Below are 20,145 nucleotides of genomic sequence, written 5' to 3'. Positions count from 1 at the left end.
TATCCTTGTCATTACAGGCTGTCGATTATCAGTTTGCCCCGGCGATAGAGCATATTGCGCGAGACAATCACCAGCAGGGCGGTGATCACCGCGCCAAGCAGGATGCCGAACATATAGACGCCAAGATTAGTCACCAGCGGCCACGCCCAGATCGCCGATTCCGGGAACCACTGCACTGCGCCAAGCCACACGGCGGTGGTGGAGCCGACGATGGCGCCAATCATATAGGACGGGATAGCGGTGAGCGGGCTTTCAAGCGCAAAGGGGATCGCCCCTTCGCTGATGCCCATAAACGCCAGGAACATCGCGGTTTTGCCCTGCGGGTACAGCTGGGCGCTGAACAGGCGTTTGCCGGTCAGACGGCGATCAAGCAGGGTGGCAAGGCCAAGGCCAATCGACGGAATGACAATGGCGATAGATCGGGCGGTGACCGGCAGGACGTGATCCGTGGTAAAGCTGAAGGCGACAAAACCGGCGGCTTTATTGATCGGCCCGCCCAGGTCGATGGCCGTCGTGGCGGAGATGCCGACGGCATACATCAGCGCGCCTTTTTCTCCGGCGGCGGTCAGCAGGGTGCGGATGCCGCCGTTGATCCAGCCGCCAAAGGGCGTGATCACGTAGTACATCGCCAGCATAACAAAAATCGCCGACAGGATCGGTATCAGGAAGGTAGTTTTAAACGCCAGCAGATAATCGGGCATGCGGAACGTCTGATTCATCCACTTCACCAGATAACCGGCGGCAACAGAGATGATCAGCGCGCCGATAAAGGTCGACGGCACCGGCGCGGTGGTAACCCATTGCAGCGCGGCCGGGTCAAAGCTCAGCAACTGCGTGGGCTGAGTGGACATCAGCCCGCCAATAAATCCCGCCGGAAACGCCAGTTTGCCGCCGATGGAGTTGGCGACAAAGGCGGCGAACATCGGAATGGCAAAGCCAAACAGCACGCCGCCGAACGACTGCGACAGCCAGGCGAACTTCAGCAGCGATAAATTAAAGCCGGTGAATTGCCCGGAATTCAGGGCGTCCATGATGCCGGTATCGGCGGGAATATCCAGCCAGCTGTAAGCGATAAGCTGTGAAAACGCGAGGATAACGCCGCCCATGATGAGCGTCGGCACCATGCGTGAAATGCCGGACATAATATGTTGCGGTAACTCACCCCAAAAGCGACGACGGGTGGCCACAGTGTTGTTGACCGTCGCCGCTACCCCTGAAGGACTGGCGACCACGGTTGCGCTGCGTTTTTTAATGGCCATGTGCTGATCCTCTTACCAGGGATTAGTGTTCTGCGGCGATCATGTCTTCAATTTCTTTCAGCGTTCCGGCGGCATTTTTGATGGCGTCCTGAAGCGTAATTTCGTACACGTCGCGGGATTCAAAGCGCTCGTTATCTTCCGGCGTAATGGCGATGGCGTGAATGATGATCGTCGCCTCGGCGATGTCCTGCGCGGTCAGGCGGTTCTGGATCCCGTCCGCGCCCTGAGTTTCGATTTTTACCTCGTAGCCTGCGGCTTTTGCGGCGTCTTCCAGCGCCTGGGCGGCCATAAAAGTGTGGGCAAGGCCCATAGGGCAGGCGCAGAGCGCGATAAGTTTTTTGGTCATGATGAACTCCTGATATGAGTGGGACTGAGGGGATTATGGTGAGGGTTTAGCGGACGGGTTACCGGATAAATAATGCATTGACTGGATTTTTAATGCGGTGAAGGGGAAATGTGACGCAGGTCGCGAAGGAGGCTAAAGGAGAGACACAAACAAAAAGGGCGCAGCGTCTTTATGACACTGCGCCCCTGGCTAATGCGAGGCTTAACCAGCGATGCCCGGCACCAGGATTTCAGTGGCGACGATCACCACAATCAGACCCACTACAACGGGAACAGAGGTGCGTTTTACCACTTCGAACGGCGAAATTTTTGCCATCCCGGCCACTGCTACCACCACGCCGGAAACCGGTGAAATGGTGCGACCAAGGTTAGACGCCTGTAGCATCGGGATCGACAGATAGGCCGGGTTAATGCCCGCTTCGTGGGCCAGTTTGGGGATCATCTCCACAAAGGCATAAAAAGGCGCGTTACCGGAGCCGGTGGTCATGGCGGCCAGCATGGTGAGGATCACCAGCACCAGCATCAAAATAATGCTCGCGGAACCGAAAGAGGTGGCGATGGAAATCAGGCTCTGGATGAAACCAATGGTGCTCAGGCCCTGGGCGAAGACGCCGGCCGCCACCAGCAGGATCACCACGCCCGCAAAGGCGTCGGCCATACCGCGGTACGCCACTTCGAGGCCAGAGAACACTTTTTGCGTGTTAAAGCCGCGCAGGAACTCCAGGATGGCGGCCAGCAGCATACAGATCACCAGAATGGTGATGATGTGCAGTTCCGGGCCCCACTTACCGTCAAAAATCAGTACGCCGACAATGGGCGTGAACGGCAGAATGGCATAGAACGACGGCGCTGAGGTGACGATGTCGTTCACATCCAGCATTTCCGGGGTGATGTTCTCTTTTTTATCCAGATAGCGCTGCCAGAAAAAGTGCGCGATCGCCATGCAGATAATGGCCGCAATGGAGATGGGCAGCGTGGTTTTAAAGGCGAAATCAATCAGCGGCATCTCTGCGGCTTTCGCGGCCAGCACCACATCGCCGGAGGTCGGCGACAGAATGATGGCAGCCGGCGAGGCGCAGATTGCCGCCGCTGCGCCGCGGCTGATGCCTACGTTAACCATGACCGGGAACAGGGTGGCCATTAGCAATACGCCAAGGCCGGTCGCGGAGGAAACCGCCAGTGACATCAGACAGGCCACGAAATAAGCGGCAATCATCAGCACATAGGGAGAGTTAATATAACGCAGCGGTTTGGACGCCAGCTTGACCACCATGTCGTTGGCGCCGATATGCGTCATGTAAGCCGCGAAGCCACACAGCATCATGATCATCATACCGAGGTCGCCGCCACGGCTCATCAGCAGAATTTTTATGTATTCGACGATGTCGGTGACATTATAGCCGGTGCTGGTGGCGCTGGCGGGCAGTACCTTATGACCCATCAGGGCGCTGATGATTAACAGCGTCAGACCGCCCACAAAGAGCACGCCCGTCGCGGAATAGCCTTTGATGATGTAGCGCGCGACGCCCACGATCACCACGACCCCGATAAGCAGTTCAATAAACGTTAACATGGTTTCCCCAAAGAGACAGAATTGCGCTAAAGCATTCCGTGAAAGAATAAGTGAGTGAAAAAACAAAGACGCAATGTGCCCAAATAACGGGCGAACGTAGCTGATTAAAATCAATAAACGGATGGGTTGCGTCGCTTCTTTCTTACGGTTACCGGACATGCTGCAGAAAGGTAAGGCAAGGGCGTTAGCTGCTGGCTTTCAGACCATCCCCATTTCGTTAAGGATCCATTCAGATAAATTATGCCACCATCACGATTGATGAGTAACCATGGTAAAGAGCTAGTGTCCTGTCTGAACAAATTTTATCTGCTGGTATTGTTAATTTTGACCCACCCTGTAAGCGCAGCCACGTCAGTAAAAGCCTGGCTGAACACCTTCAGTGATAATGTCGGGCAGACGTGGCAGGAGCCGGAACATTATGATTTATACGTTCCGGCTATCACCTGGCATGCCCGTTTCGCTTACGATAAAGAGAAAACCGACCGTTATAATGAACGCCCATGGGGGGCTGGTTTTGGCCAGTCGCGCTGGGATGATAAAGGTAACTGGCACGGCCTTTATCTGATGGCGTTTAAAGATTCTTATAACAAATGGGAACCCATCGGCGGCTATGGCTGGGAGAAAACCTGGCGTCCGCTGGCGGATGATAACTTCCATATGGGCCTGGGCTTTACGGCCGGGGTTACCGCCCGCGATAACTGGAAGTATATCCCCGTGCCGTTAGTATTACCCCTGGCTTCGGTGGGTTATGGTCCGGCGACCTTCCAGATGACTTACATTCCAGGAACCTATAATAACGGTAATGTCTACTTTGCCTGGATGCGTTTTCAGTTTTAACGGCGGTATTTTTACCAGTAAAAAGAAGAGCATTCTCTGTGCGTGACCTGAAAGGCGATAACCCCGCAGGAGCAAAAAAGTTCGCGACATTAATCACTTTTTCGTAAATATCGACTGGACAAAACCCATAACAATTGTTGTACTGATACCCGACACAGCATTTGTGTCGTATTTTCATGTAAAGGTAATTTAGATGTCTAAGATTAAAGGTAACGTTAAGTGGTTTAATGAGTCCAAAGGATTCGGTTTCATTACTCCGGAAGATGGCAGCAAAGATGTGTTCGTACACTTCTCTGCAATCCAGAGCAATGGTTTCAAAACCCTCGCTGAAGGTCAGCGCGTAGAGTTTGAAATCACTAACGGTGCCAAAGGCCCTTCTGCTGCTAACGTAATGCCTATCTAAGTTAGCGATAAGACAGAATTCAAAAACCCGCTGAGAAGCGGGTTTTTTTTGCGCTGAGCGCAGCGGTTACTGCGCATTGACGGTGGAAAAAATCCAGAACGCCAGCGCGGTCATGGCAAAAGAGCCGAAAAGATTCAGCGCCACGTTCAGCATCGCCCAGCCAAAACGCCCGTCCTGTAATAAAAAGACGACCTCCGCTGAGAAGGTGGAAAAGGTGGTCAGTCCGCCGCAAAAGCCGGTAGTGATAAGTAGCTTCCATAGCGGATCGATATGCGTCATCCGGTTAAACCAGGCCAGCCCCATACCGATAATAAATGCGCCAATAAGGTTCGCCGTCAGCGTCCCCACAGGGATAGCCTGATGAGCAGGATTTAAGCGCAGACTCAAAAACCAGCGCAGTACACTTCCGGTTCCGCCGCCAATAAATACCGCCAAAAGAAGTTGTCCCACCGCTATGTCCTGCTATTTGATTTGTCAGAGGAATGAGTGTAATGCTGTCAGAATAATATGACTATCGCAAAAAGCTGAGGAGTGACGATGCGGGTGGCAGCGGGACAATTTGCGGTGACGCCGTACTGGGAAACCAATGCGCAGATCTGTGCCGACCTCATGGCACAGGCGGTCGCGCAGCAGGCCGCTTTACTGGTGCTGCCGGAAGCCTTACTCGCGCGCCGGGATGACGACCCGACGCTGTCGGTGAAATCGGCGCAGCCGCTGGATGGCGGCTTTATCACGCGCCTGTTGCAGGCAAGCCACGGCAATACTATGACCACGGTGCTGACCCTGCATGTGCCTTCCACGGCGGGCAGGGCGGTCAATACGCTGGTGGCGATCCGCGGCGGCGAGATTATCGCCCATTACGCCAAGCTGCATCTCTACGACGCCTTCAGTATGCTGGAATCCGCACAGGTGGACGCGGGAGATAATATTGCCCCGCTGATTGAGATTGATGGCATGAATGTCGGGCTGATGACCTGTTACGATCTGCGTTTTCCGGAGCTGGCGCTGTCGCTGGCATTAGGGGGCGCGGATCTGCTGGTGTTACCCGCCGCCTGGGTGCGCGGCCCGCTGAAAGAGCAGCACTGGGCTACGCTGCTGGCGGCCCGTGCGCTCGACACCACCTGTTATCTGATCGCCGCCGGGGAGTGCGGTAATCGCAACATCGGACAGAGCCGGATTATCGATCCACAGGGTGTGACGCTGGCGGCCGCCGCTGAAGATCCGCAGCTGATTTTTGCAGAGCTAACGCGAGAGCGTATAATGCAGACGCGCGAAAAGCTGCCGGTGCTTAAAAACCGTCGCTTTGCGCCACCGCAATTATTGTGATGTTTTTTTAAACAACACTTGATTCACCTTGTTACAGATTGCTATTGTGTGCGCGCGTCATATGACCGTTAATAACGTCAGGTTTTAGGGCGCATTTCGCAGCCTGTTTTATGAAAGAAGGTATTTATGGGTGAGATTAGTATTACCAAACTGCTGGTGGTAGCCGCTCTGGTTGTGCTGCTGTTTGGTACCAAAAAGTTACGTACGCTCGGCGGTGACCTTGGCGCAGCCATCAAAGGCTTTAAGAAAGCCATGAACGACGATGACAGCAGCGCGAAGAAAACCGTAGACGGTGACATCGCCGCAGAGAAACTCACTCACAAAGAGTGATAGCAATGCCCCAGGCTTGCAAAAAAACCGGCTTATCAGGCCGGTTTTTTTATGCGCATCTGTAAGTAAATATGTCGTGCTTATTTTACTTCCAGACCTTTCGCCTGCATGTCGGCGTGATAGGACGAACGCACAAACGGGCCGCAGGCGGCATGGGTAAAGCCCATCGCCAGCGCTTCGGCTTTCATCTCATCAAATTCGTCCGGGCTGACGTAGCGCTGTACCGGCAGGTGATGGCGGCTTGGCTGCAAGTACTGACCCAGCGTCAACATGGTGACACCGTGGCGACGCAGATCGCGCATCACTTCGATGATTTCGGCGTTGGTTTCACCCAGGCCGACCATCAGACCGGATTTGGTCGGGATCTCCGGGTGCGCTTCTTTAAAACGCTCCAGCAGCTTCAGCGACCAGTTATAGTCCGCGCCAGGGCGTACCTGACGGTAGACGCGCGGCACGTTTTCCAGGTTGTGGTTAAACACATCCGGCGGCGTGGCGTTCAGGATGTCCAGCGCGCGATCCATACGACCACGGAAATCGGGAACCAGCGTCTCGATTTTGATGGTCGGGCTTTTCTCGCGGATGGCGGTGATACAATCAGCAAAGTGCTGTGCGCCGCCGTCACGCAGATCGTCGCGATCCACGGAGGTGATCACCACATAGCGCAGCGCCATGTCAGCGATGGTTTGCGCCAGTTTATTCGGTTCATTCGCATCAGGCGCGACCGGACGACCATGAGCAACGTCACAGAACGGGCAACGGCGGGTACAAATCGCGCCGAGGATCATAAAGGTGGCGGTGCCGTGGTTGAAACACTCCGCAAGGTTCGGGCATGACGCCTCTTCGCAAACAGAGTGCAGGCCGTTTTTGCGCATAGCCGCTTTGATACCCTGGATACGGGTGGAGTCTGCCGGGAGTTTGATTTTCATCCACTCCGGTTTTCTTAACAGGGCTTCACGCTCTGTTACCACGTTTTTGACCGGGATAAGAGCCATCTTATCGGCGTCGCGGTATTTAACACCGCGTTCCATCACAATGGGTTTACTCATAGCGTGCGTGTTCCAGTTGCGAATAACGAAGGAAAGCTTTTCAATTCAAGGGAATGTTGTATTTATCAACTATTTTTGAATTAGCTGCGCCGCAGTATACCATTGAAAAGGGTGATAAAGCAGCCTGACGGCCCGGCAAATTGTAAAATAGTTGTTGATTTGTGCCTTTACTGCCAGGGCACGCCGCCGTTATGTCAGGCAAACTCTCCCGTCAGAATGCACGGGATATTACATTGATGACGTTTTCCAGTACCGGATCGCGCATACTCAACTTGTTGTAATACAGAGAAATTTCAATCTGCTCATTGCTGACCGCCGGGAATTCAATCTCCTGTAACGGCCAGCAGGCGCTAAACAGGGTAAATAAACGGAAGGGCATCAGCCCCAACAGGTCACTGTTGCCGATCAGTGCTGCAATGGTGAACATATTGTAACTGCTAAAGCTCACCTGACGCTCAGGGAAGAGTTCCTGTATGCGCTGACGTAATACGCTCAGGTGCTGTCCTTCCAGCATCAACATCGTGTGCTCATACTGGCGCAGCGCCTCTTCAGTAATGGGCTGTTGCAGGCAAGGATGATCTTTTCGGCACATTAGCACCAGACGGTCAGAATAGAGCACATGCTGATTAAGCGCGCGGGTGCTCGGCAGATGCGTATCGATAATTAAATCAGTCTGAAACTGACTGAGCTGGCTTTCCCCGTCGTTAATGGGAATATTGCGCAGCAGCAAATGCGGCGACTGTGCTTTGATAGCCTGATAAATGGTCGGAATAACCAGCGCGCCAAGCGAGGGCGGCGTGCCCAGCGTAATGGTGCGCTGTTTATCATAGCTACCGGTGAGATCCAGCGCCCCCAGAATAGACTCCAGTCCCAGGCTGATATATTCGTGCAAATGCGTCGCATAGGCCGTTGGCGTCACGCCCTGGCCCTTACGGATAAACAGCGGATCGGGAAAGATAGTACGGAGTTTCTGAATGGACTGGCTGATGGCTGACGGAGTGAGATTAAGCACTTTTGCCGCATTCACAATGCCTTTATGCACGTAAACGGCTTCGAAAATCGTCAATAAATTAAGATCGATATTGCGCAATGTACGGAAGATCTGCGGTTTTGCGTCCTCGGGACGTTCTGTTATTCGATTTTCCGACGGGTCATTATAATCCACGCGTAAACTCCGAATTTATTCATGCGATGAATAATGCATTACAAATAAGTGTGATGATTATTAGCGCGCAGGACAGGCAATCACCAGGAGTGATTGCCCTGCGCTTTGATTTTCCTGCTGACCCCAGATGAAATCGTCAGCATGAATAATATATTAGACGCTAATATGTTGATGCGGGGGATTATTAAGTAAATTTAGGAAATTAGCGACTAATCGCGGGCCGGTTTTATCGGTGCTGGCGTCAACAACCCACTGGCTCATTTGCGCCATTTCCATTCCTGCATAACCGCAGGGATTAATGCGCTGGAAAGGAGCAAGATCCATGGCGATATTTAACGCCAGGCCGTGAAAAGAACAGCCTTTGCGAATGCGCAGTCCCAGCGAACAGATTTTCTTGCCGCTCACATAGACGCCAGGCGCATCCGCGCGGGGATAAGCTTCAATATCTGACTCCGCCAGCGTGTTCACCACGGTTTGTTCCAGCAGGGTGACCAGTTCGCGTACGCCCAGCTTACGGCGTTTCAGGTTTAACAGCACGTACATCACCTGCTGACCCGGTCCGTGATAGGTTACCTGGCCGCCACGGTCGCTCTGGATCACGGGAATATCCCCTGGCATCAGCACATGTTCGGCTTTTCCGGCCTGGCCCTGGGTAAACACAGGATGATGTTCCACCAGCCAGATTTCATCAGGCGTGGCGTCGTCGCGGGTATCGGTGAATTCATGCATTGCCAGGGAGACGGGCTCGTAAGGCTGTAAACCAAGGTGACGGATAAGGATCGTATCCTGAAGCAAAACAGCATCTCCGGAGAGAGGGAAGGGTGGCAGGAGTATATCATAATGACGTGTTACCTGAGATGCCCAGGTAACACGCCTGTTAATTACAGTACCATACGCACGATGTCGATATTGCCGAGCTCTTCGTACAGGGTTTCAACCTGCTCAATATGCGTCGCGGTGATAGTGATAGAGACCGAGTGGTAATTGCCTTTGCTGCTCGGTTTTACCTGCGGAGAGTAGTCACCAGGCGCATGGCGCTGTACCACTTCCACCACCTGATCAACCAGCTCCGGTTTCGCCTGACCCATTACTTTGTAAGTAAAGGGAGTCGGGAATTCAAGCAGTTCGTTAAGTTTGGTTTTCATGTCAGCTCCGGCGTTACAAAAAAGAACAACTCCCGCCACAGGGCGGGAGTTTTATTGATGCATAGTATATGGGGATGAAATTCAGACTTTCAAGTGCTGAATTTTTAACCAAACCAGTGGTGGAACATCAGCTTGATATAATCAATGATTTTGCCAAAGAAATTGCCTTCCGGAATTTCCTGCAACACCACCAGCGGACGCTGTTCAATGGTTTTGCCATCAAGCTGGAAGTTAATGGTGCCCACTACCTGATTTTTTTGCAGCGGCGCGTGCAGCTCCGTGCTGGTCAGCACATAGCTGGCCTTCAGATCTTTCATGCGGCCGCGCGGAATGGTCAGATAAACATCTTTATCCACGCCGAGGGAGGCGCGATCGCTGTCGCCAAACCAGGCGGGTTCAGAAGCAAACTCTTTACCTGCTTTGATCGGGTTAACAGTTTCAAAGAAACGGAAGCCCCAGGTCAGCAGTTTTTTGCTTTCGGTTTCACGGCCTTTAAAGGTGCGCCCGCCCATCACGGCGGAAATCAGACGCATCTGGCCTTCGGTTGCCGAAGCCACCAGGTTATAGCCTGCTTTATCGGTATGACCGGTTTTAATACCGTCAACATTCAGGCTGTTGTCCCACAGCAAACCGTTGCGGTTGGTCTGGCGGATGCCGTTAAAGGTGAACTCTTTCTCTTTATAAATAGAGTATTCGTTTGGCACATCGCGGATCAGCGCCTGGCCAATCAGCGCCATATCGCGGGCGGAGCTGTACTGACCTTCAGCGTCCAGGCCGTGAACGGTCTGGAAATGGGAGTTTTTCAGGCCCAGCGCGTTAACGTAGCTGTTCATCAGGCCGACAAAAGCGTCCTGGCTGCCCGCGGCAAAATCGGCCATCGCCACGCAGGCGTCGTTACCGGATTGCAGGTTGATACCACGGATCAGCTGGGATACCGGCACCTGCATGCCTGGTTTCAGGAACATCAGCGAAGAGCCTTTGAACACCGGGTTGCCGGTTGCCCAGGCATCGTTATTGATGGTTACCAGGTCCGTTTCCTTGAACTTGCCTGCTTTCATGGCCTGACCGATGACGTAGCTGGTCATCATTTTGGTCAGGCTGGCCGGATCGCGGCGAGCGTCGGCATTCTGCTCCGCCAGCACTTTACCGGAGTTGTAATCAATCAGGATGTAAGACTCGGCATCGATCTGCGGCACGCCGGGGATCATGGTTTTGATGTTCAGGTCATCGGCATGGGCAGCAGACAGGGTTGCGGCTGTCAGCGCGGTGGTGAGCGCGAGGCGCTTCACGAAACGAACGGAAAAAGTGGTCTTCATGGTCAGAACAACGACATCCGTGATGGAGTGAAAAAAAGTGCCTTACTATAGCAAAAGCTATAAGGGCAGGCATCTGACTTTCCGCATGATTTGTGAATGAAACTTACACAAATTGACAAAGTAAGATGCCCTGTTGGTATTTACTGCGCGCTGGCAATAAAGGATTGCAGCTGAGCTTCGCTCTGCAGACGTGACTGTAACGCGCTGGCGTCAGCCTTGCTGCTAAACGGCCCTAACTGAATACGCCAGACCGCGCCGTTTTGTACCACCCGACCCGGCACGGAAAATTGCTGTGCCAGACGCTGCTGATACTGCTGCGCGCGAGTCTGATCGCTGACCGCGCCCACCTGCACGACATAGCCGCTGGCAGCACCTGCGGCGGCTGGCGCTGCAACGCTACCCTGCACGGAGCCGGGCGCGGTGACTGGCGCGGCAGGCGTAACCGGTGCGGCGGCAGGCGCCGGGGTAGCCACGACAGGCTGTGGCTGAGCGGCAGGCGGTTCGTTACCTTCCAGCACGCCGCTTGCAAGGGTGGTCGGCGCGCCGAGGAATCCGCCGCTGCTGACCGGTGCGCCCAGTGTGTTTTCGCTTTTCAGCGTATCGTTGCTGATCGGCTGCACGTCAGCCTGTGTCTGCTCAGGCTGCGGGAGGCTGGAGGCGCTGCCCATGCCGCCGGTCAGATCCGGACGGGCGGGCAGGGCGTAAGTCTGTTTCGCCACCGTCGTACAGGCGGTGCCAGGCCCTGACAGCGTGCCATCCTGCGCCACGATAATCGGATCGATGCGCACTTTGGTATTGTTGGAGTTGTTCAGACGATCCGCGGCGGCACGCGACAGGGAAATCACGCGATCGTTACCATAAGGCCCGCGATCGTTAATACGCACCACGATCATACGGCCGTTCGCCAGGTTGGTGATCCGCGCATAGCTCGGTACCGGCAGCGTCGGGTGCGCGGCGGTGAGCTGCATGGGATCGAAGGCTTCGCCGGAGGCGGTCAGATTGCTGCCGGGTTCGGCATCATAAATGGCCGCCAGACCCGCCTGGCTGAAGCGCGACGGATCCTGGACGATTTTATAACGCTTGCCATCGCGTTCGTAATCCTGATTCACGGCAGGGTTAAGTGACTCGTAGCGCGGCTCAGCCCCGCCAATTTCAACAACCGGGCCGTTACATACCGCAGGCTGCGGCGCAACCGGGGCGGGCTGTTGTTGAGTGTCACTTGTACATGCTGCCAGTAATCCTGCTGCTATGCAGACTGCAAGCCATTGCTTACGCATTGCGCACCTCTTATACGCTTTTTGACAACATTTTCCGGTGGGTATGAATAGACATCACAATACCAAACCCGGCCATGAGTACGATGAGAGCGGAGCCTCCATAACTGACCAGCGGCAGAGGAACCCCTACCACCGGCAGAATACCGCTCACCATACCAATATTTACGAAGACATAAACAAACAAAATCAGCATTAAGCCACCGGCCATCACACGACCAAAGGTGGTCTGCGCGCGGGCGGCAATATACAGCCCACGAATAATCAGCAGCAAATAGAGCGCCAGCAGCACCAGGAAGCCCACCAGACCCAGCTCTTCCGCCACTACCGCAAAGATAAAGTCAGTGTGCCGTTCGGGCAGGAATTCCAGCTGCGACTGGGTACCATGCAACCACCCTTTACCGCGCAGCCCGCCGGAGCCAATGGCAATTTTCGACTGAATAATATGATAGCCCGCGCCCAGCGGATCGGTTTCCGGATCGAGCAACATCATCACGCGCTGTCGCTGATAATCATGCATCAGGAAGAACCACAGGATCGGGATAAAGGCCGCCAGCAGGATCGCCGCAATGCCGATCAGACGCCAGCTCAGGCCGGATAAAAACAGTACGAACAGACCGGAAAGCGCGACCAGAATCGACGTACCCAGATCCGGCTGCGCCGCCACCAGCAGCGTTGGCATAAAGATCAGCACCAGCGCAATAGCGGTATTTTTCAGCGAGGGTGGGCAGACGTCGCGGTTAATAAAGCGCGCCACCATCAGCGGCACGGCGATCTTGGCGATCTCGGAGGGCTGGAAACGCACAATGCCCAGATCAAGCCAGCGCTGCGCGCCTTTTGAGATCGCGCCGAAGGCGTCCACCGCCACCAATAAAATAACGCAGATGATATACAGATAGGGCGCCCAGCCTTCGTAGACGCGCGGCGGGATTTGCGCCATCACCACCATCACCACCAGTCCCATGGCGATCTGCCCGATCTTGCGCTCGGTCATGCCAATATCCTGGCCGCTGGCGCTCCAGATCACCAGCGCGCTATAGGTCAGCAGAGCCAGGATAATCAGCAGTAGCGTCGGGTCGATATGGATTTTATCCCAGAACGATTTTTTGTTCGGATTATCCGTCATGATCATTGGTCCTCTGCTGCCGCGGTTGCCGGATTTTCCGCAGGCAAATCGGTATTGTTATCGCCCAGCATAATGTGGTCGAGGATCTGGCGCATGATGGTACCGACCGCAGGGCCAGCGCCGCCGTTCTCCAGAATAATCGCCACCGCGACCTGGGGTTTATCGTACGGCGCAAAGGCCGTCATCAGTTTATGGTCACGCAGACGTTCAGCGATCTTGTGCGCGTTATAGGTTTCGTTGGCCTTCAGGCCAAAGACCTGCGCGGTACCGGATTTGGCCGCCACTTTGTAAGGCGCATCGGCAAAATACTTATGCCCGGTGCCGTTTGCGCGGTTAGCCACGCCATACATACCGTCTTTGGCGATTTCCCAGTAACCGGAATGAATATCGCCTACCGGCGGCTGTTCCGGCTGTTTCCACGGGATCTGCTGACCATTTTCCAGCGTGCTCATTAACAGATGCGGCACTTTAACCACGCCGTCGTTAATCAAAATCATCATGGCCTTGTTCATCTGGACCGGCGTTGCCGTCCAGTAACCCTGGCCGATACCCACCGGAATGGTGTCACCCTGATACCAGGGTTTTTTGAAGCGCTTAAGCTTCCATTCGCGGGTTGGCATGTTGCCGGAGCGCTCTTCCGCCAGATCAATGCCGGTGTATTTGCCGTAGCCGAACTTGCTCATCCATTCGGAAAGGCGGTCAATCCCCATATCGTAGGCGACCTGATAGAAGAAGGTATCCGCCGACTCTTCCAGGGACTTGGTGATGTTCAGATGCCCGTGTCCCCATTTTTTCCAGTCGCGATAACGCTTCTCGGAGCCCGGCAGCTGCCACCAGCCTGGGTCAAACAGGCTGGTATTGCGGGTGATCACCCCCGTGCTTAAGGCTGATACCGCGACGTAAGGCTTCACCGTTGACGCCGGGGGATAGACGCCCTGGGTCGCGCGGTTAACCAGCGGCGTGTTCGGATCGTTAAGCAGGGCGCTGTAATCTTTGCTGGAGATGCCGTCGACAAACAGGTTCGGGTTATAGCTTGGCATGGATACCATCGCCAGAATGCCGCCGGTGCGCGGATCGGTCACCACCACCGCCGCGCGGCTGCCCGCCAGCAGGGTTTCGATATAGCTCTGTAGCTTCAGATCCAGCGTCAGGGTAATGTCATGACCGGCCTGCGGCGGCACTTCTTTCAGCTGACGGATCACCCGGCCACGGTTGTTAACTTCCACCTCTTCATAGCCGGTCTGCCCGTGCAGGACGTCTTCGTAATAACGTTCGATTCCCTGTTTACCGATATCATGAGTGGCGGCGTAGTTGGCCAGCTTGCCCTCTTTATCGAGGCGCTTCACATCGTTATCGTTGATTTTGGAAACATAGCCAAGCACGTGGGTCAGGGCGGAGCCATACGGATAAAAGCGGCGTTTATAGCCTTTGACTTCCACGCCAGGGAAACGGTACTGGTTAACGGCAAAGCGCGCGACCTGCACTTCTGTCAGGTTAGATTTCACGGGAATCGAGGTGAAGCGGTGCGAGCGGGCGCGCTCTTTTTTAAAGTTGGCGATGTCGTCATCAGTCAAATCGACCACGCCACGCAGCGCATCCAGCGTCTGCTGCACGTTATCGACTTTTTCCGGCATCATCTCCACCTGATAAATGGTGCGGTTCAGCGCCAGGGGGATGCCGTTACGATCGTAAATAATGCCGCGACTGGGGGCGATGGGCACCAGTTTGATGCGGTTTTCGTTCGAGCGCGTCTGGTAGTCGGTATGCCGGAGAATTTGCAGATTATAAAGGTTGGCGATCAGGACACCAGAAAGCAGCAAAATCCCCGTAAAGGCGACCACAGCCCGGCGCACAAACAGCGCGGACTCAGCCGTATAGTCGCGAAAAGAATTCTGTAATTTCATCCGCTGCGTAATCTACCTGGTCTCATTACTCTCGGTGATAAGGATGGTTGGTAGTAATGCTCCATGCACGATAGAGGCTTTCCGCCACCAGTACCCGAACCAGCGGGTGGGGTAGCGTCAGTGCAGAGAGAGACCAACTTTGTTCAGCTGCCGCTTTACAGGCAGGGGATAACCCTTCCGGCCCGCCGATCAGCAGGCTGACGTCGCGTCCGTCCTGCTTCCAGCGTTCCAGTTCATGAGCCAGCTGCGGCGTATCCCAGGGTTTGCCCGGAATATCGAGGGTGACAATGCGGTTTTTGCCAGCCGCAGCCAGCATTAACTCACCCTCTTTATCGAGAATGCGTTTGATATCGGCGTTCTTACCGCGTTTTCCGGCGGGAATTTCTACCAGCTCGAACGGCATGTCCTTCGGAAAACGACGCAGATATTCAGTAAAGCCGGTTTGTACCCAGTCCGGCATTTTGGTGCCGACGGCGACCAGTTGCAGCTTCACGCATTAACCCCAGAGTTTTTCCAGCTCGTACAGCGCACGGCTCTCTGCCTGCATAACGTGAACAATTACTTCGCCTAAATCGACCACCACCCAGTCGGCGACGTTTTCGCCTTCCACGCCAAGCGGCATCATGCCCGCCGCGCGTGACTCCTGCACCACATGGTCGGCAATCGACATCACATGGCGGGTGGAGGTGCCGGTGCAAATAATCATGCAATCAGTGATGCTGGACTTACCCTGAACGTCAATTTTAACGATGTCCTGACCTTTCAGGTCATCAATTTTGTCGATAACAAAATCCTGGAGTGCTTTACCCTGCAAGTGTTCCCCCTGGGAGCGTACATATAGTCATTAATGAAGGTATGACAGTATAACTGAACTGTCATTCTGGCGGGACACATGCCGCCAGTAAGATTTTTGAAAGTGGGCTATCATCCCACCCGCGGCAGGAGATTGCATCGCCATTTTTGTAAAACAATTTCTTAAAGACTTTGCATGGCGGGGCAAGTCCGGCAGCGGAGGATAACAGCCTTGCCGGGCGTGTCAATCATGTAATGACGCGCAGGACGATTATCCGGCGTCCGGCTGCCAGACCGCGCGGCTGTTCAGTACGCTCAGGGTGGCAAAATTCTTGTGGAAATCGATGGCGCTCCACGCTCCCTGTTCGACGCGAAAATGCCACAACGAGGCAGCAGGCATGTTAAGCAGCGTGGCGATCAGCAGACTGATCACCCCCTGATGGCTGACAATCAGCACGTTATCGTGGTGCTGCCAGTCACGCAGCCCGGCAATAAATTGTTGCACGCGCTGTGAAAAATCCTGAAACCCTTCGCCGTTAGTCGGCACGGCGTTCTGCCAGTCGAGACACCAGGCTGCGTAATTATCTGCGTCTTCCTGTTTTAAATCGCGATGATGGCGCAGTTCCCAGTCGCCAAAAAACATCTCATTGAGCAGGGGCGTGGTGTGCACTGGAATATTACGGTCGTTCAGCACCAGCCGGGCGGTATGCTGCGCGCGTTCCAGGGCGCTGCACAGCACCTGATCGAAAGGCACCTCCCGCAGCAGCGAATGCAGCGTCGTTGCCTGGGCAATGCCGCGCAGCGTCAGTGACGTCGGCGCATGGCCGCTGTACAGCCCGGCGACGTTTGCTTCGGTTTCTCCATGACGTACAAGCCATAATCGCATACGCTATCCTCCGGATATTTTCTGCATAAAGTCTACCATTGCGCGCTGAGCGGGCGCGGTTTTTTCGCTCCGATAGCCGCTTTAACAGGAGTTCACCGATGGCTTTGTTTCACAGCGCCCACGGCGGTAATATCCGCGAGGCGGCGGACATGCTGGGGATCGCGCCTGATTGCCTGCTGGATTTCAGCGCCAATATTAATCCTGCCGGGATGCCCGATACGCTGCGCCAGGCGCTGGTGGATAATCTGCGCCTTGCCGAACGTTACCCGGATGCGGAGTATCAGCATCTGCATCAGGCCCTTGCCGCGCATCATCAACTGCCTGCCTCCTGGCTGCTGGCGGGCAACGGCGAAACGGAAGCGATTTTTACCCTGGTCGATGGCCTTGCGCCGCGCCGGGCAATGCTGGTGACGCCGGGTTTTGCGGAGTACCGCCGCGCGCTTAAGCGGGCCGGGTGTGCCATAGAAGATTTCGCGCTGCGTGAAGACGCAGGATGGCAGCTCACCGGGGACATTCTGGATGCGCTGACCGCCGATCTCGACTGCCTGTTTCTCTGTACGCCCAATAATCCGACCGGCTTACTGCCCGATGAAAGCTTGCTGCTGGCCATTGCCGCGCGCTGCCGGGCGCTTGGGATCGCGCTGATCCTCGATGAAGCCTTTATCGATTTTATCGAAGGCCACTGCGGATTTATTCCTTATCTTGCGGCGAACCCGCACGTCTGGGTGCTGCGATCCTTGACGAAATTCTATGCCATTCCGGGGCTGCGACTCGGCTATCTGATTAACAGCGATGCGCAGGCGGTCGGGCGCTTACGCCAGCGGCAGATGCCGTGGTCCATTAATGCCTTTGCCGCACTGGCAGGGGAGATCCTGTTGCAGGATACGGATTACCAGCGCGCCACCTGGCAGTGGATCAACAGGGAACGGCCACGCCTGTATCAGGAGCTGAGCGCGCTGACAGGGCTGACTCTGTGGCCGGGGGTGGCGAATTATCTGTTTTTGCGCTGCGAGGTGCCTGGGCTGGATTTACAGCGGGCGCTGCTGGAGAAGCATATTTTGATCCGCAGTTGCAGTAACTATCCGGGGCTGGACGAACGCTATTATCGGGTGGCGGTGCGCAGCCTTACGGAGAACGACAGCTTGATCGCCGCGATGCAGGCGGTGCTTAGCGATACAGGCCCTGCTGTTTGATGTAATCAAGCACGCTCTCCGGTAGCAAATCGTCGCACGCTTCGCCGCGCGACAGTCGCTCGCGGATCAGCGTGGCGGAGATATTCAGCCATGGCGTTTCCGCAAGGAAAATCTTCCCGGCGGGCAGGGCGTGCAGATCGTCGATGCGGTGGGTGAGGTGCTGCTCCAGCCACTGCTGGCTGGCCTCGTCACTCATCTGTTGTGGATAACCGGGACGGCGGCAGACCAGCAAATGACAGTGATCAAGAATGGTTTCATAGCGGTGCCAGGTGGGGAAGGAGAGCAAAGAGTCCTGGCCGATAATAAAGGCCAGCGGCCGGGTCGGGCCTTGCTCTTCCCGCCATGCCTGAATAGTTTGCGATGACCATGAGGGCGTATCGCGTTGCAGTTCCCGCTCATCCAGCCTGAACAGCGGTTTATCGGCAATTGCCCGCTGGATCATGGTTTTACGTTGTAGCGAACTGGCTTCCGGCTGCGGACGATGCGGCGGCACGTTATTGGGCATGATGATCACCTGCGACAGGCCGATCAGATTCGCCAGCGCTTCCACGGGTTTAAGGTGCCCGTAATGAACCGGATCGAAAGTGCCGCCAAACAGTGCCTGTAACTGATTCATCTCATCCATCAATAAAAATATCTGCCAGTGCCTTATGACAGAGTAGCAGAGAAAGCCCTTCCAGCTCCGCCCATACCGATTGCCCGTAGTCCTGCTTTACCGTTAATTCAGTGCGGGAGAGCAGGTGTACCGCATGACGTAACTGTTCGTTACTGAGCCGGTTCAGCGCCTCGCTGGTCACCGCGCGGCGGTTCTGCCAGACGCGATGCTTATCAAACAGCGTGCGCAGCGGCGTGCTGGCGGACTGACGTTTTAAGGTCACCAGCAGCAGCAGTTCCCGCTGCAGGGTGCGCAGCAGGATCACCGGCTCGCAGCCTTCAAGACGCAGCTGTTGCAGGATATGCAGCGCGCGTTTGCTTTTCCCGGCGAGCAGCGTATCCACCCAGTGAAAAGGGGTAAAGTGCGCCGCGTCGTTAACGGCCTGCTCCACGCGGGGGAGCGTCAGCTTGCCGTCCGGCCACAGCAGCGCCAGCCGATCCAGCGCCTGCGCCAGCGCCAGCAGGTTGCCTTCATAGCAATAGCACAGCAACTGGCTGGCCGCTTCATCAAGCTGAAGGTTGTTCTGTTTTGCGCGGTTCGCCACCCAGCGGGGCAGCTGCGCCTGTTCCGGCGTCTGACAGGTGACCATCACGGAGCGCTCTGCCAGCGCGGTAAACCAGGCGGCATTTTCCTGCGCTTTGGTGAGTTTGTTACCCCGTACCATCAGCAGCAGATCGTCGTGCAGCAGGCTGACCAGCGTGGCGAGCTGTTCATTGATGGCGGCATTCGGGCCGTTGTCAGGGAGCTGTAATAACAGCGTCTGACGGCTGGCAAACAGGCTCATGGCCTGACACAGTGAAAAGAGGGCGGACCAGTCGATGCTGGCATCAATGGTCACGCTGTGATGCTCATCAAAACCCTGCGCGATCGCCGCGGCGCGCACCAGATCCTGACTTTCCTGCAATAACAGCGGATCATTACCCAGTAGCAGATACGCCGCGCGCAGCTCTTCATTGAGTTGCGCGCGGAGTTGTTCAGGGTACAGCTTCAGCATCAGTTACCTAATGATGTTGGGGCGCTGGGCGCAACATCAGGCGTGGCCACTGGCACATCGGCATCCTTACTTGCGGTTTGCACGCTTGGCAGCAGACGGATCAGCTGTTCCGCCGCTTTGTCATACATTTCCTGGATGATCATCGTCTGTTCTGCATCTTTTGCCAGCGCGTTTTGCGGGTTATCGAAGAAGGAACGATAAACTTTGGTATCCAGAGGATAAATGCCCTGGCCAGGTATCAGGACTGCAGCCGACACGTTCATGACCATCTGATATTCCGCAGTACGTCCGTTCTGGAAAATGGACGCAGTATCTTTTGTAAGCGTGGCATTTCCCAGACGTAGCGATGGTATATCCTGACGAGTGGTGTCTTTATCGACCACCTGTACACCGTTCAGGCGCAACTGGGTGCGTACCGCACGGCTTAACGGGCCATTTGGATCCCGGGAATCGAAAATGATGGTTTTCATTTCGGCAGGAACCTGGGTGGTATTCCGTAAATGCCAGCCGCACCCGGCGGTGACCAGCACCGCCAGTGATAGTAAAACTGTTGCCAGATATCGCACGCTTCCTCCC

Annotated in this window: 23 protein-coding genes; 5 read left to right on the top strand and 18 right to left on the bottom strand. The window is 55.2% G+C overall.

The window, feature by feature from the left end:
• Positions 1-11 precede the first annotated feature (11 nt).
• The 3 genes from ACQUTD_RS05650 to dcuC all read right to left on the bottom strand — a co-directional run bounded on the left by ACQUTD_RS05650 (position 12) and on the right by dcuC (position 3,177).
• A complete protein-coding gene (locus ACQUTD_RS05650; RefSeq protein ID WP_473274318.1) occupies positions 12-1,259 on the bottom strand; it encodes a PTS transporter subunit EIIC in 1,248 nt (415 codons plus the stop codon).
• 22 nt (positions 1,260-1,281) lie between these two features.
• Entirely contained in the window at positions 1,282-1,605 is a 324-nt protein-coding gene (locus tag ACQUTD_RS05645; RefSeq protein ID WP_072567729.1) for a PTS fructose transporter subunit IIB, read from the bottom strand.
• Between the two features lie 201 nt (positions 1,606-1,806).
• A complete protein-coding gene (gene dcuC, locus ACQUTD_RS05640; RefSeq protein ID WP_072567730.1) occupies positions 1,807-3,177 on the bottom strand; it encodes an anaerobic C4-dicarboxylate transporter DcuC in 1,371 nt (456 codons plus the stop codon).
• A 258-nt stretch (positions 3,178-3,435) separates the two neighbouring features.
• Between dcuC and pagP the strand changes: the two genes are divergently transcribed.
• The gene (pagP, locus tag ACQUTD_RS05635; protein WP_473274319.1) at positions 3,436-4,014 is read left to right on the top strand and encodes a lipid IV(A) palmitoyltransferase PagP; all 579 of its coding nucleotides are present in this window, start codon (positions 3,436-3,438) and stop codon (positions 4,012-4,014) included.
• Between the two features lie 193 nt (positions 4,015-4,207).
• On the top strand, positions 4,208-4,417 hold the full coding sequence (gene cspE / locus ACQUTD_RS05630) for a transcription antiterminator/RNA stability regulator CspE (RefSeq protein ID WP_004100146.1): 210 nt from the start codon (positions 4,208-4,210) through the stop codon (positions 4,415-4,417).
• A 66-nt stretch (positions 4,418-4,483) separates the two neighbouring features.
• Here the strand turns inward: cspE and crcB are convergent, their stop codons facing one another.
• Positions 4,484-4,867 carry a fluoride efflux transporter CrcB gene (crcB, locus tag ACQUTD_RS05625; protein ID WP_318376905.1) on the bottom strand — a complete coding sequence of 128 codons (384 nt, stop codon included), beginning with the start codon at positions 4,865-4,867 and terminating at the stop codon, positions 4,484-4,486.
• 87 nt (positions 4,868-4,954) lie between these two features.
• Here crcB and ACQUTD_RS05620 point away from each other — a divergent pair, with 87 nt between their 5' ends.
• Complete coding sequence (locus ACQUTD_RS05620; RefSeq protein WP_072567732.1) at positions 4,955-5,743, top strand: deaminated glutathione amidase; 789 nt, start codon at positions 4,955-4,957, stop codon at positions 5,741-5,743.
• A 126-nt stretch (positions 5,744-5,869) separates the two neighbouring features.
• Entirely contained in the window at positions 5,870-6,073 is a 204-nt protein-coding gene (gene tatE / locus ACQUTD_RS05615; RefSeq protein WP_072567733.1) for a twin-arginine translocase subunit TatE, read from the top strand.
• A gap of 80 nt (positions 6,074-6,153) precedes the next feature.
• Here tatE and lipA read toward each other — a convergent pair whose 3' ends face one another.
• The 11 genes from lipA to ACQUTD_RS05560 form a co-directional block, all read right to left on the bottom strand.
• Positions 6,154-7,119 (bottom strand): lipoyl synthase, encoded by a 966-nt coding sequence (lipA, locus tag ACQUTD_RS05610; protein WP_072567734.1) that lies wholly within the window; start codon positions 7,117-7,119, stop codon positions 6,154-6,156.
• Positions 7,120-7,330: 211 nt separating this feature from the next.
• On the bottom strand, positions 7,331-8,284 hold the full coding sequence (locus ACQUTD_RS05605; RefSeq protein WP_072567735.1) for a YbeF family transcriptional regulator: 954 nt from the start codon (positions 8,282-8,284) through the stop codon (positions 7,331-7,333).
• A gap of 153 nt (positions 8,285-8,437) precedes the next feature.
• Complete coding sequence (gene lipB / locus ACQUTD_RS05600) at positions 8,438-9,079, bottom strand: lipoyl(octanoyl) transferase LipB (RefSeq protein ID WP_473274320.1); 642 nt, start codon at positions 9,077-9,079, stop codon at positions 8,438-8,440.
• 86 nt (positions 9,080-9,165) lie between these two features.
• Positions 9,166-9,429: a DUF493 family protein YbeD gene (gene ybeD / locus ACQUTD_RS05595; protein WP_072567737.1), complete on the bottom strand. Its 264-nt coding sequence runs from the start codon at positions 9,427-9,429 to the stop codon at positions 9,166-9,168.
• A gap of 104 nt (positions 9,430-9,533) precedes the next feature.
• Positions 9,534-10,745, bottom strand: a complete 1,212-nt coding sequence (gene dacA, locus ACQUTD_RS05590; protein ID WP_072567738.1) for a D-alanyl-D-alanine carboxypeptidase DacA — start codon at positions 10,743-10,745, stop codon at positions 9,534-9,536.
• Between the two features lie 140 nt (positions 10,746-10,885).
• A complete protein-coding gene (gene rlpA / locus ACQUTD_RS05585; protein WP_473274321.1) occupies positions 10,886-12,022 on the bottom strand; it encodes an endolytic peptidoglycan transglycosylase RlpA in 1,137 nt (378 codons plus the stop codon).
• Positions 12,023-12,032: 10 nt separating this feature from the next.
• Positions 12,033-13,145, bottom strand: coding sequence for a peptidoglycan glycosyltransferase MrdB (gene mrdB, locus ACQUTD_RS05580; protein WP_072569414.1), 1,113 nt, complete (start codon positions 13,143-13,145; stop codon positions 12,033-12,035).
• Positions 13,146-13,147: 2 nt separating this feature from the next.
• Positions 13,148-15,049 carry a peptidoglycan DD-transpeptidase MrdA gene (gene mrdA / locus ACQUTD_RS05575; RefSeq protein ID WP_072567740.1) on the bottom strand — a complete coding sequence of 634 codons (1,902 nt, stop codon included), beginning with the start codon at positions 15,047-15,049 and terminating at the stop codon, positions 13,148-13,150.
• A gap of 25 nt (positions 15,050-15,074) precedes the next feature.
• Positions 15,075-15,542, bottom strand: a complete 468-nt coding sequence (gene rlmH / locus ACQUTD_RS05570) for a 23S rRNA (pseudouridine(1915)-N(3))-methyltransferase RlmH (RefSeq protein ID WP_003858701.1) — start codon at positions 15,540-15,542, stop codon at positions 15,075-15,077.
• Positions 15,543-15,545: 3 nt separating this feature from the next.
• The gene (gene rsfS, locus ACQUTD_RS05565) at positions 15,546-15,863 is read right to left on the bottom strand and encodes a ribosome silencing factor (protein ID WP_072567741.1); all 318 of its coding nucleotides are present in this window, start codon (positions 15,861-15,863) and stop codon (positions 15,546-15,548) included.
• Between the two features lie 249 nt (positions 15,864-16,112).
• A complete protein-coding gene (locus ACQUTD_RS05560) occupies positions 16,113-16,727 on the bottom strand; it encodes an adenosylcobalamin/alpha-ribazole phosphatase (RefSeq protein WP_473274324.1) in 615 nt (204 codons plus the stop codon).
• A 98-nt stretch (positions 16,728-16,825) separates the two neighbouring features.
• Here ACQUTD_RS05560 and cobD point away from each other — a divergent pair, with 98 nt between their 5' ends.
• A complete protein-coding gene (gene cobD / locus ACQUTD_RS05555) occupies positions 16,826-17,920 on the top strand; it encodes a threonine-phosphate decarboxylase CobD (protein ID WP_473274325.1) in 1,095 nt (364 codons plus the stop codon).
• Here the strand turns inward: cobD and nadD are convergent.
• The 3 genes from nadD to lptE are packed head-to-tail and all read right to left on the bottom strand — an operon-like array spanning position 17,895 to position 20,135.
• Positions 17,895-18,536: a nicotinate-nucleotide adenylyltransferase gene (nadD, locus tag ACQUTD_RS05550; protein WP_318364844.1), complete on the bottom strand. Its 642-nt coding sequence runs from the start codon at positions 18,534-18,536 to the stop codon at positions 17,895-17,897. The genes cobD and nadD overlap by 26 nt on opposite strands.
• A 1-nt stretch (position 18,537) precedes the next feature.
• Positions 18,538-19,569 carry a DNA polymerase III subunit delta gene (gene holA, locus ACQUTD_RS05545; protein WP_473274326.1) on the bottom strand — a complete coding sequence of 344 codons (1,032 nt, stop codon included), beginning with the start codon at positions 19,567-19,569 and terminating at the stop codon, positions 18,538-18,540.
• A complete protein-coding gene (gene lptE / locus ACQUTD_RS05540) occupies positions 19,569-20,135 on the bottom strand; it encodes an LPS assembly lipoprotein LptE (RefSeq protein ID WP_473274327.1) in 567 nt (188 codons plus the stop codon). Before lptE ends, holA begins: the two co-directional genes overlap by 1 nt.
• Between the last annotated feature and the right edge of the window lie 10 nt (positions 20,136-20,145).

Source organism: Enterobacter sp. K510 (assembly GCF_055804875.1).
This window is presented reverse-complemented; position numbering and strand designations above follow the sequence as displayed.

Coding starts and splice junctions, on each gene's coding strand:
- ACQUTD_RS05650 (WP_473274318.1), bottom strand. CDS start 1,259: ATGGCCATTAAAAAACGCAGCGCAACCGTGGTCGCCAGTCCTTCAGGG.
- ACQUTD_RS05645 (WP_072567729.1), bottom strand. CDS start 1,605: ATGACCAAAAAACTTATCGCGCTCTGCGCCTGCCCTATGGGCCTTGCC.
- dcuC (WP_072567730.1), bottom strand. CDS start 3,177: ATGTTAACGTTTATTGAACTGCTTATCGGGGTCGTGGTGATCGTGGGC.
- pagP (WP_473274319.1), top strand. CDS start 3,436: ATGAGTAACCATGGTAAAGAGCTAGTGTCCTGTCTGAACAAATTTTAT.
- cspE (WP_004100146.1), top strand. CDS start 4,208: ATGTCTAAGATTAAAGGTAACGTTAAGTGGTTTAATGAGTCCAAAGGA.
- ACQUTD_RS05620 (WP_072567732.1), top strand. CDS start 4,955: ATGCGGGTGGCAGCGGGACAATTTGCGGTGACGCCGTACTGGGAAACC.
- tatE (WP_072567733.1), top strand. CDS start 5,870: ATGGGTGAGATTAGTATTACCAAACTGCTGGTGGTAGCCGCTCTGGTT.
- lipA (WP_072567734.1), bottom strand. CDS start 7,119: ATGAGTAAACCCATTGTGATGGAACGCGGTGTTAAATACCGCGACGCC.
- ybeD (WP_072567737.1), bottom strand. CDS start 9,429: ATGAAAACCAAACTTAACGAACTGCTTGAATTCCCGACTCCCTTTACT.
- dacA (WP_072567738.1), bottom strand. CDS start 10,745: ATGAAGACCACTTTTTCCGTTCGTTTCGTGAAGCGCCTCGCGCTCACC.
- rlpA (WP_473274321.1), bottom strand. CDS start 12,022: ATGCGTAAGCAATGGCTTGCAGTCTGCATAGCAGCAGGATTACTGGCA.
- mrdB (WP_072569414.1), bottom strand. CDS start 13,145: ATGACGGATAATCCGAACAAAAAATCGTTCTGGGATAAAATCCATATC.
- mrdA (WP_072567740.1), bottom strand. CDS start 15,049: ATGAAATTACAGAATTCTTTTCGCGACTATACGGCTGAGTCCGCGCTG.
- ACQUTD_RS05560 (WP_473274324.1), bottom strand. CDS start 16,727: ATGCGATTATGGCTTGTACGTCATGGAGAAACCGAAGCAAACGTCGCC.
- cobD (WP_473274325.1), top strand. CDS start 16,826: ATGGCTTTGTTTCACAGCGCCCACGGCGGTAATATCCGCGAGGCGGCG.
- nadD (WP_318364844.1), bottom strand. CDS start 18,536: ATGAATCAGTTACAGGCACTGTTTGGCGGCACTTTCGATCCGGTTCAT.
- holA (WP_473274326.1), bottom strand. CDS start 19,569: ATGCTGAAGCTGTACCCTGAACAACTCCGCGCGCAACTCAATGAAGAG.